Raw genomic sequence first — 10,486 nt, forward strand, 5'->3', positions numbered from 1 at the left:
GGCGCCCCGACCCCGGCTCAGGCGGCCGGTCGCAGCTGCACCGTGGCGATCTCCCAGGGGCGCAGCGCCAGCCGGACCAGGCCGTCACCGTCGACGGGCAGCACCTCGCCGGGCCGGCCGAGCAGGTCCGCCCGACACGCCGCGCGCACGCCCCGACCGGCCCCGATGACCACGCTGGTCGCCGTCGGCGTCTGCGCGACCACCCGCAGCTCGATGCGGCCGTCCCGGTCCCGGACGCTGGTCAGCGCGACCCCCTCCCCGGTCACCGTCAGGCCGGCCACCGGCGCGGGCAGCGCGGCCGACGGCGCGGCGGCGCCGGGGAAGGTGAGCGGCTCGTGCCGGTACGCCTCCGCCGCGGCGAGCACTCCGGCGCAGTGCCAGTCGCCCCGGAACGGCAGCACCGCCAGCTCGACGCTCCGAGCGCCACGGCACTGGGCCAGCGGCGTCGGCAGCTGCGGGCCGGCCGGCTCGTCCCGCAGGGCGTGCCGGTTGCGGGACAACATCCCGATCGACCGCAGCACGGTGACGGCGAGTTCCCGGCCGGAGTCGGTCAGCTCGTACTCGGTGGGCTGGGTCAGCAGGACGGCCAGCGAGCCCCCGGCGCCCCCGGCCGCGACGAACCCGGAGGCGGGGAACGTCGGCAGTGGCACCTCGCCGCCGCCCTCGGCGGTCAACCCGCGCTCGACGACCGCGAACTGGCCCTCCGCGTACGACGACGCGGCCCGCGCCGGCAGCGGCAGGTGCACCCGGACCCGGTGGTCGTCGCAGCGGTTGTCGAACTCCATCCGCAGCCGGACGAAGGGCTCACCGGCGCGCAGCTCGACCCGGGTCGCCACGGTCACCGCCTCCCGCTCCACCCGCCGCGAGCCCGCGTCCACGTCGGCGCCGGCCGGCCAGCGGTACTCGCGCAGCACGTCGAGGACGGCGACGACCGGCCCGGCGTGCACGACCACGGTCCGCACCGCCCGGGGCTTGTCGACCAGCTCGTCGGCGGCGGGCGGGGCGTAGTTGTAGCTGTCGCCCACGTCGCCCCCGTCGACGATCCGTCCCACCCCGTCCACGGTCAGCCCGTCCGGCGTGGACAGCCGCAACGTGCCGTCCTCGGCGACCTCGACCCGCAGCAGGCCGTTGTCGACCGCCCGGCCGTGCACGGCGACCGGCGCGGGCGCCGGCCGGGTCGCCCCGGCGGGCCCGACGGCGCCGGCCGACAGGGGGGCCGCGACCGCCGCCGGGGCGGCGTCGGCCGGAGGCAGGGCGACCGGGCGCGCCGCGGCGTGCCCCAGCGCCGGGACGTCCACCAGGGCGGCGACGGTCAGCCGCGGCGCGGCGACGATGCGGACCCGCCACGCGTCCCGGTCGCCGGCCGCGGCGAGCGCCAGCCGGACGTCCTCGACGTCGAAGGCGGGGTCGCCGTGCCGGGCCACCTCGAAGGTCAGGGTGGCGTCCTCGGCCGACACCGACCAGGCGGTGACCTCCTGCCCGTACAGCTCCCGGCCGTGCACCCGGGTGAGCACCGTCGACAGCTCCGCGGCCGGGACCAGGTCGTCGGCGAGCAGCGTCCGGGCGCGGTCGAGGACCTGGGCGGGCGCGACCCTGCCGTCCGCGCCGAGCAGGCCGACCGGCCCGTCCGCCGGGGCCTCGACGTCGAGGCGGACCAGGACGGTCCGGGCCGCCGGGGTCGGGTTGAACAGCAGGTACGCGTCGCGCGGCACCCGCGCGGCGAGCCGCGCGCCCACCAGGTCGCACACCGCCCGGCCGAGCTGGTCGGCCTCGGCCAGCCGGGCGGCCACCTGCTCGGCGGTCTCGTCGCAGCCGCACCCGGTCACCGAGTCGTGGCAGCTCGCGTCGATCAGCCGGGTCCAGGTCATGTCCAGGAACCGCTGCACGGACGGGTCGTGGTAGAGCGCGGCGAGCGGCTCGGCGTACCGCTCGACCCGCCGCTCGGCGCGCCCCATCGCCTGCTTCAGGTGGGCGCGTACCGAGATCACGCCGGGCAGGATGTTGGCCCGGGCGTGCGAGCGCAGCTCACCGACCACGGTGGGCAGCCCCTGCACCGTGGTCGGTTGAGCGGCGAAGTACTCGGCGAGGGTGCCGAGGCGCAGGTGCACGCCGTCGACGCCGGCCGCGGCGAGCAGGTCCGGGGCGTCGGGCGCCGGCGCGGCGTGGTCCGTGCCGTACATGGCCAACAGCGGGCCGTCCGCGCCGTCCGACCGCCAGCCGCGCAGCCGCTCGGCCAGGTCGGCCGCCCGGCGGGTGACCAGGCGCGGGTCGTCCATCAGGCCGGCGGCGTTGCCGTAACCGCCGGGCAGGTACTCGGTGCGGATCGTGGTGCCGTCCGGGGCCTGCCAGGCGAACGCGTGCTGCCGCATCCGGTCCGGTACGCCCCGGAACACGCAGGCGTGGGCCAGGCCCGCGCCGGCCAGGATCTGCGGCATCTGCGCGGTGTGGCCGAACATGTCGGGCAGGTAGCCGACCGGCATCGCCCCGCCGAGCGCGGTGCTGCGGGCCAGCCCGCGCTCCAGGTTGCGGACGATGTTCTCCCCGGAGCAGAGGAACTCGTCGAGCAGGATCTGCCACGGCCCGACCGACAGCCGGCCGGCCCGCACCAGCGCCACCACCTGCTCCCGGCGTTCCGGCCGCACCTCCAGGTAGTCGTCGACCGCGGCGAGCTGCCCGTCCAGGGTGAACCGTTGGCGCTCGTCGCGGGCCATCCGGTCGAACACCTCGTCGAGCAGGGCCACCAGCCGCAGCCGGAACCGCTGGAACGGCTCGTACCACTCCCGGTCCCAGTGCGTGTGCGGGACCACGATGATCTCGGTCGGTCGGTCCATCAGCTCGCTGCCTCTCCGCCGATCGCTCGGGTACGTCCGGTCAGCTGCACAGTGCGATCACCTCCATGCGGTGGGACTCCAGGACGTGCAGGCCGTCGGCGGCCGGCAGCAGGCAGCGGTCGCCGCGGACCACCCGGTGCCGGCCGTCCGGATACCCGAGCAGTGCGCCGTCCGCGTCGAGCGCCAGCAACTCGTCGCCGAGCCGCAGCAGCAGCGGGGCGTCGGGGCCGGCGGAGACGGCGGTACGGCCGGCGGCGAGCGCGTCCCGTACCGCCGCCTCGTCGGCCGGGTCGCCGTCGACGAGCACCCAGGTGGTCGGCGTCCCCGGCGGCGCGTCCGCGCCGGGGGAGTGGAAGTCGCTGCCCCCGACCGGTACGACGTCCGGCCGCCACGCCTGCGCCCACGCCAGGGGCGCCCCCCAGGTGCGGTCCCACCACCCGGAGTGCCACACCTCGACCAGCCGGGCCCGGGTGGTCACCGGCTGCCGCCAGGCGCAGTCCGCGGCGAGCGGGTGGTTGATCGACAGCAGCCCGCCGGCGCGTTCCGCCGCGCCGAGCCACGACTCGGCCGGCTGCCGGAAGTCGATCCAGCCCACCGGGCCGAAGACGTTGGCGTGCCCCCGGTCGGTGGTCACCTCCTGCCCGGGCACGAGGGTGATCCCGTACCGGCGGGCCGAGGCGGGCAGCCAGGGATGGTGGCTGACCGTGTTGTGGTCGGTGACGGCGAGGAAGTCCAGGCCCCGGGAGACGGCCAGGGCGGCCAGCTCGTCGACGGTCTGCGTGCCGTCGCTGTGCACCGTGTGCGCGTGCAGGTCGCCGGCGAGCCACCGGCGCCCGTCCACCTGGGGCAGGGCCCGGCGGGGCGGACGTTCGGGACGCTCCGGCGCGGCGGTGGACGCCGGCGGCGCGGACCGGGTGGTGCCGGTGGTGGCGGTGACCTCGAAGTCGAGCCCGTCGGGCGGGATCCGGTGCAGCCGCAGCAGCACCTGCCACTCGCCGGGTTCCAGCTCGCCCGGCAGGTAACCGGGGGTGGCCCAGTCGGCCGTGATGGTGTAGCCGTCCCGCGCCCCACCCGACCAGCCCCGGAAGCCGGCCGGCCCGAGGCAGCCCAGGTCCAGCACGCCCGCGTCGCGCGGGTAGTCCAGCCGTACGGTGAGGGCGGCGGTGCCCGGCGCGACGGTGACCGGCAGGGCCCGGAGCACCTCCTCCGCGCGGTCCCGCAGGGTCCACCTGCCCCGGTGCGTCGCCATGGTCAGGCGTCCGCCGCGACGCCGGTACGCGGTGCCGGCGCCGGCGGCGCCGCCGTGCCGGTGACCAGTTCGCCGTCCCGGTAGACCAGGGAGCGCCCGGGTCGCGGCAGCACCCAGCCGGTGTCGCCGGGCCCCGGTTCCCGTCCCTCCGGCACCACGACCTGCACGCCGGTCGCCGCGTCGCCGCCGCCGGGCACGTCCAGCGACACCAGGGAGAAGCTGCCGAGGTTCTCCACCACCACGACCCGGCCGGTCAGCGCGCCGGTGACCGGCTCGGGGGAGTAGTCGAGGTACTCGGGCCGGACGCCGTAGACCACGCGTTCCCCGTCGGTCAGCCGGCCGCGGGCGTCCTCGGGCACGGGCACGCGTGCCCCGGCGACGGCCAGTTCGTCACCCCGCACGAGCGCCGGGACCAGGTTCATCGGGGTCGACCCGATGAACCCGGCGACGAAGGTGTTGGCGGGGCGGCGGAAGACCTCGGTGGGGGTGCCGACCTGCCGGATGCGTCCGCCGTCCATCACCGCGATCCGGTCGGCCAGGGCCAGCGCCTCGGCCTGGTCGTGGGTGACGAAGACGGTGGTGACGCCCAGCTCCCGTTGCAGCCGCTTGAGGAAGGTCCGCGCCTCCAGGCGCAGCCGCGCGTCCAGGTTGGACAGCGGCTCGTCGAGCAGGAAGACCTGCGGATGGCAGGCCATCGCCCGGGCCAGCGCGACGCGTTGCTGCTGGCCGCCGGAGAGCTGCCCGGGCCGGCGGTCCAGCAGCGCGGACAGACCCAGCTCGTCGGCGGTGCCCGCGGCCTTGTCGTGCCGGGCGGCCCGGCCCACCTTCTTGATCCGCAGCGGGTACGCGATGTTGTCCCGGACGGTCATGTGCGGGAACAGCGCGTAGTCCTGGAAGACCATCGCCACGTCCCGCTGCCCGGGCGGCAGGTTCGTCACCACCCGGTCACCGATGCGTACGGTGCCGGCGGAGGCGAGTTCCAGGCCGGCGATGGTGCGCAGCAGGGTGGTCTTGCCGCAGCCGGACGGGCCGAGGAGGGCGAAGAACTCGCCGTCGGCGATCTCCAGGTCGAGGGCGTCCAGGGCGCGCACCCCGTTGGGGTAGACCTTGGTCAGCTCGCGCAGGGCGATGGCGGCCATCAGCGCTTGATCCCTCCGTGGAAGCGGAACCCGTACCTGCTGCTGACGAAGACGAACATCAGCGCCACCGGCAGCGAGTAGAGCAGCGAGAAGGTGGACAGCAGCCGCAGGTCGGCCTGGCCGCCCTCGGTGTAGAGGGTGTACATGATCACCGCGGCGGGGGCCTTGTCCGGGCCGCGCAGCAGCAGGAACGGCACCAGGAAGTTGCCCCACACGTTCGCCACCGCCCACACCCCGACGGTGGCCAGTCCGGGTCGGACTACCGGCACCACGATGTGCCGCATGATCTGCAGCCGGCTGGCCCCGAACACCCGCGCCGACTCCTCGTACGACGTCGGCGTGGCGTCCATGAAGTCCTTGAGGATGAAGATCGCGGCGGGGAGCAGGCCGCCGGTGAGGATCAGGACGACGCCGAGCCGGGAGTCGATCAGGTTGAGCCGGAACGCCAGCTCGAACAGCGGCACCATGGTGGCCGTGCCGGTCACGATCGACGACAGCAGCAGCAGTCCGTAGAGCAGCGCGTCCCGGCCCGGCACCCGCACCCGGCTCAGCGCGTACGCGGCCAGCGCGGCGAACGCCACCACCAGGACGGCGGTGCCGCCGGCCAGCCAGACCGAGTTGACCAGCGAGGTCAGCGCGTACGGGTTGTCCAGCAGGGCGCGGAAGTTGTCGAGGGTGAACCGCGGCAGCGAGGTGGCGATCGTCGGAGTGTCGTCGAACGGCGCGGTGGCCAGCCACAGCAGCGGCAGGGCGAAGAAGGCGAGGACCAGGCAGAGGAAGACGTACCGGCCGACGCGGGCCAGCACGTGCCGGACGGCCGCCCGCGCCGCCTGGTCGGCGCGGGTCACGGTGCTCATTCCGGCGCCTCGCTGCGCTCGCTCATGCCCGCTCCCTCCGCCGGCCCAGCATGCGCAGGTAGACCAGCGCGATGACCAGGTTGATCAGCAGCATGACGAACGAGATCGCCGCCCCGAAGCCCAGCTCGCCGCCGGAGAGCGCCACCTTGTAGACATAGACCGGCAGGATCTCGGTGCGCTGCTCGGGGCCGCCCGCCGTGATCAGGAACGGGGTGAAGTCGTTGAACGTCCAGAGGCTGATCAGCAGCAGGTTGGTCAGCACGTGGCCGCGGATGCGCGGGAACACCACGTCGCGCAGCTGCTGCCAGGTGGAGGCGCCGGCCAGCCGGGCGGTCTCCAGGTGGGAACGGGGCACGTTCTCCAGCGCGGCGGCGTAGAGCATCATCGAGAACGCCGCACCCCGCCAGGTGTTGAAGATGATGATCGACAGCATCGGGTGGTCGAGCAGCCAGGCCGTGCCGGGCGTGCCCAGCAGCGCGTTGAGCGTCCCGGCGTCCCGGTCGAGCAGGGCGATCCAGAGGAACGCCACGACCGAGCTGGGCAGGATCCAGGACAGCAGGACGAACCCCTCGACCACCCGGCGCAGCGGGCCCCGCCGGCCGCGCAGCGCGAAGGCGATGGCGAAGCCGAGGCCGGCCTGGCCGATCACCGCCGAGCCGAGCACGAACTGCAGGGTCAGCAGCAGCGACGCCCGGAAGCGCCCGTCGCCCAGCGCCCTGGTGTAGTTGTCCAACCCGACGACCTCCGGGTTGGCCGCGGCCAGTCCGGTGAGCCGGTAGTTCGTGACGCCCAGGTAGATCGTCCAGACGGCCGGCACCACCAGGAAGAGCAGGATCAGCGCCATGCTCGGGACGAGGAACCCGGCGGCCCGGGCCCGGCCCAGCCCGGCCGCGTCGGGGGCCGGGGAGGCGCCCGACGCCGGGCGCGCCCCCTCGACCGTCTCGTCAGGACGAGACGTTGCCTGGACCACCGACGATCCCCTCGACCTTCTTCCGGTACGCCGAGGCCGCCTCGTCGACGCTCCGGCCCGACGCCACGGCCGCGGTCGCCTCCTGCAGCGCCACCGACACCTGCGGGTAGACCGCCAGCGGCGGCCGGTACGCGGTCAGCGGCAGCACCTTCTCGGCGACGAAGTTCAGCATTGGGTCGCCGGCCAGCACCTCCTTGTTCACGTCCATCCGGGAGGTGATCCGCGCCGCACCGGCGAGCTGCGCCTTGGTGGCCTCCGCCGAGTGCATGAACGACAGCAGTTCGAACGCCTGCGACGGGTACTTCGAGTTCGGGTTCAGCACGTCGACGCCGCCGCCGGACATGCTGACGAAGTCCTGGCCGCGGATGCCCGCGCCGGGCTGCTTGGCCGGGAACAGCGCGTACCCGACGACGCTGTCCCGGTCGGCCATCTTCGCGATGCCGTCCTTCGGGTTGATCACGCTGCGCCAGAAGTAGTCGCCCTCGGCCAGAATGCCGATCTTTCCGGCGGCGAACTCCTGGAAGGACTTGTCCCGCCCCTTGGCCTCCTGCTGGAGCCTCGGATCGCCGAGCCCGCCCCCGTAGACCTTGGCGTAGAAGTCGAGCACGTCCCGGACCGGCTGGGTGGCACCGGCCCACTTGCCGTCGGTGTAGATCTCGCCACCCGCGCCGACCAGGAGCGGCAGCGCGCCCTGCATGCTGGTCGCCTCACCCATCGCGGTGCCGGCGTTGATCTGGATCGGGGTCACCCCCGGCACCGCCTTGAGCCTGGTGCCGGCGTCGAGGATCTCCTGCCAGCTCCTCGGCTGCCAGTCGGCGGGCAGGCCGGCCCGGGCGAAGAGCGCCTTGTTGTAGTAGAGGACCCGGCCGTCGGTGCCCTGCGGGATGCCGTACCGCTTGTCCTCGAACGTGCCCAGACCCTGCACACTCTCCGGGATCTGCGACCAACCGTCCCACGCGTCGACCTGGTCGCCGGACACCTCGGACAGCGGCTTGAGGTAGCCGGCCTGGACGAACTCGCCGACCCAGATGCCGTCGACCGACATCACGTCGGCGCCGCCCCTGGACCGCAGGTCCAGCGCCAGCTTGGTCTTGTACTGCTCGTCGTCGACGCCGCTGGGCACGAACGACACCTTCGCGGTGACGCCCTTCGCCTTCTGGGCCTCGACGAACCGGGGGATGACCCACTTCTCGATCCACTCCGCACCGGCGGCGTTCTTGCCGCCGGCGATGGCGTTGGCGGTGATGGTGAGGGTGATGTTCTTGGCGTCCTTGCCGGCGGGCTCGGAACCGCCACCGCAGGCCGTGACGGTGAGCGTGAGGGCGGTGAGCGCGGCGAGCGCCCCCGTGACGCGTTTCGGCGTGACTGACATGGGCCGTTCCCTTCGCAAGACGTCACCTCGAAGAGACTCGCGGGTCGCCCCGCCGGCCGCAGGTCCACGCCGGCGGTGCTGTCGGCCACAATGTCATGACAGCCTGGAGACGTAAATACCTATCACTGGATCGAGCGCGAAACCCCAGCTCAACGCCCGGCGACGGTCGACTCCACGGACGCCACTCGGTGGACAATCCGAAGTGGATCAAGCAGACCGGGGCCCCGGGTGGCCACGATCAACCGGTGCCCGTAACGTGACCGGCCACACCGCGGCCCGCGCCGGCGGGACCGGTCGCGGGCCGCGGTGTGTCAGGGGTGCCAGGGGCGTCAGAGGCGCAGTGCCGCCTCGACGATGTTCGCGTACCCGACGTGGCCGCTGCGGTTCGGGTGGTACGACTCGCCGATCGGGTAGGAGGTGCCGTTGATCCACTCGACGTCGTCGCAGACGGCGTGCCCGGTGAACGGGCCGCGCGCGTCCACGAAACCGAATCCCCGCGCCGCGGCCCTGGCGCTGATGGTGCTGGCGAGCAGGTTGGCGGCCGCGTTCAGCTCGGCCTGCTCGCCGGGGGAGATGCGGGCGATGGCGTTGCACTCCTCGCCGTTGAACAGCCGCGGGTAGCCGACCACGACCACCCGGGCGTTCGGGGCGAGCGTGCGGATCCTGGTGTAGAGCTGGTCGAGCTGGCCGGGAAGGGTGTCGCGAATGTAGGCCTCGGCCCTGTCGATGTCACCCCAGCAGGTGTACGGCCAGGGCTTTGCGCACTGCAGGATCACCGACGACCAGCCGATGTCGTTGCCGCCCGCGCTGACCGTGACGTAGCGGGTGATGGAGTTGAGGCTGCCCAACTGCCCGTTGAGGACGTCGGGGACCTTCGCCCCCGCGCAGGCGGCGAAGGCGAGGGTGGCGCCGAGCCGGGCCGCGTCGAGCACGGGGTACGCGTGCGGCGAGCGCTGGCAACCGCTGTCGTCGTAGTACTCGCGGGTGCCGGTGCCGGAGGCGTACGAGTCGCCGAGTGCGGTGTAGGCGGGGCCGGCGGCGTGCGCGGGGGGCGCGACCAGCAGTAACGAGAGCGCCGCCAGCAGGGGGACGGCGGCGCGGAGCGATGCGCGCATCTTGGCTCCATCCGGGAGGGGGCGGTGGTGCGCACGTCGTGGCAGAAACATCGATAAACATAAAGATTTGTCGGCGGGGCTGCCTGGCCGGGGATCGCCTGCGGTGGCCGGTGCTGTCAGGAGCACTGGGGACGGGGCCGGCCGTTCCCTGGGGCTGGTCGTGGCTGGCCGTCGCTCGACGGCCGCCCGACGCGCGTTGCCGGCTGCCGCAGATCCCGCGTCAGCGCCCGTTTCCTGCCAAGAACATTAGCAGGACCGCTGATACAGCAGTATCGGGCAATGAATTGATTTTCCGGAAAAGCGCCCGTGGCTACGGGGTGAGGGTGTCAACCAGTTGCTCGACCGGGCCTCCGTCGACGGCGGGGAGCGGGAGCAGCCGTGGTTGGTGCGTCGCGGGCTGGTGCCGCGATCGCGCCCGCAACGAATACTCGCGCTCGCGACGTTCGTCGACATGTTGGGCAGCGGCGTCTTCATGGTCAGCGCGGCGCTGTTCTTCACCCGCGTCGTCGGGCTTCCGTTGGCGCAGGTGGGCTTGGGAATGGGCGTCGCCGCCGCGCTCTGCCGGACGCTGTGGAGCTGCCCCGCCTGTGCTACCGGAATGCGGGTCAGTGCTCCGTCCTTCAGGGCGGGGGTGAAGGCCCGCGCTGGGAGGGCCGCCAAGGCCCGAGCAGTGCCTTAAACCGGGCGGTTCTGCTGCTCGATGTACTGCTTCACGAGGCTCAGCGGTGCGCCGCCGACGGACCCGGCGAAGTACGAGCCCGACCACAGTTTGTTCGCCTGGTAGTAGTGCGGTACGAGGTCGGGGAACTCCTGCCGCAGGCGGCGTGACGAGACGCCCTTGAGGCTGTTGACCAGCCGGGTCACGGCCACCTTGGGTGGGTGATTGACGAGCAGGTGGACGTGGTTGTTCTCGCCGTTGAACTCGATCAGCTCGGCCTCGAAGTCGGCGCACA

Annotated in this window: 9 protein-coding genes; 1 reads left to right on the forward strand and 8 read right to left on the reverse strand. The window is 73.4% G+C overall.

Annotation, left to right across the window (positions count from 1 at the left end; translation table 11 throughout):
- Positions 1–17: 17 nt before the first annotated feature.
- The 7 genes from ABGB16_RS27860 to ABGB16_RS27890 form a co-directional block, all read right to left on the reverse strand.
- On the reverse strand, positions 18–2,831 hold the full coding sequence (locus ABGB16_RS27860; protein WP_347671055.1) for a hypothetical protein: 2,814 nt from the start codon (positions 2,829–2,831) through the stop codon (positions 18–20).
- Positions 2,832–2,871: 40 nt separating this feature from the next.
- Positions 2,872–4,080 carry a CehA/McbA family metallohydrolase gene (locus ABGB16_RS27865; RefSeq protein WP_347671056.1) on the reverse strand — a complete coding sequence of 403 codons (1,209 nt, stop codon included), beginning with the start codon at positions 4,078–4,080 and terminating at the stop codon, positions 2,872–2,874.
- Positions 4,081–4,082: 2 nt separating this feature from the next.
- The gene (locus ABGB16_RS27870) at positions 4,083–5,219 is read right to left on the reverse strand and encodes an ABC transporter ATP-binding protein (protein ID WP_347671057.1); all 1,137 of its coding nucleotides are present in this window, start codon (positions 5,217–5,219) and stop codon (positions 4,083–4,085) included.
- Positions 5,219–6,076 (reverse strand): carbohydrate ABC transporter permease, encoded by an 858-nt coding sequence (locus ABGB16_RS27875; protein WP_347671058.1) that lies wholly within the window; start codon positions 6,074–6,076, stop codon positions 5,219–5,221. The genes ABGB16_RS27870 and ABGB16_RS27875 overlap by 1 nt, the downstream gene beginning before the upstream one ends.
- Positions 6,077–6,098: 22 nt before the next feature.
- Entirely contained in the window at positions 6,099–7,046 is a 948-nt protein-coding gene (locus tag ABGB16_RS27880; RefSeq protein ID WP_347671059.1) for a sugar ABC transporter permease, read from the reverse strand.
- A complete protein-coding gene (locus ABGB16_RS27885) occupies positions 7,021–8,418 on the reverse strand; it encodes an extracellular solute-binding protein (RefSeq protein WP_347671060.1) in 1,398 nt (465 codons plus the stop codon). Before ABGB16_RS27885 ends, ABGB16_RS27880 begins: the two co-directional genes overlap by 26 nt.
- A gap of 329 nt (positions 8,419–8,747) precedes the next feature.
- Positions 8,748–9,533 (reverse strand): SGNH/GDSL hydrolase family protein, encoded by a 786-nt coding sequence (locus ABGB16_RS27890; RefSeq protein WP_347671061.1) that lies wholly within the window; start codon positions 9,531–9,533, stop codon positions 8,748–8,750.
- 334 nt (positions 9,534–9,867) lie between these two features.
- Here ABGB16_RS27890 and ABGB16_RS27895 point away from each other — a divergent pair, with 334 nt between their 5' ends.
- Positions 9,868–10,212, forward strand: a complete 345-nt coding sequence (locus ABGB16_RS27895; RefSeq protein ID WP_347671062.1) for a hypothetical protein — start codon at positions 9,868–9,870, stop codon at positions 10,210–10,212.
- Here the strand turns inward: ABGB16_RS27895 and tnpA are convergent.
- A partial coding sequence (gene tnpA / locus ABGB16_RS27900; protein ID WP_347671063.1) for an IS200/IS605 family transposase occupies positions 10,209–10,486 on the reverse strand: 278 nt, incomplete at its 5' end. The two genes, ABGB16_RS27895 and tnpA, sit on opposite strands and share 4 nt — an antisense overlap.

Source organism: Micromonospora sp. B11E3 (assembly GCF_039871625.1).
Classification (GTDB): domain Bacteria; phylum Actinomycetota; class Actinomycetes; order Mycobacteriales; family Micromonosporaceae; genus Micromonospora.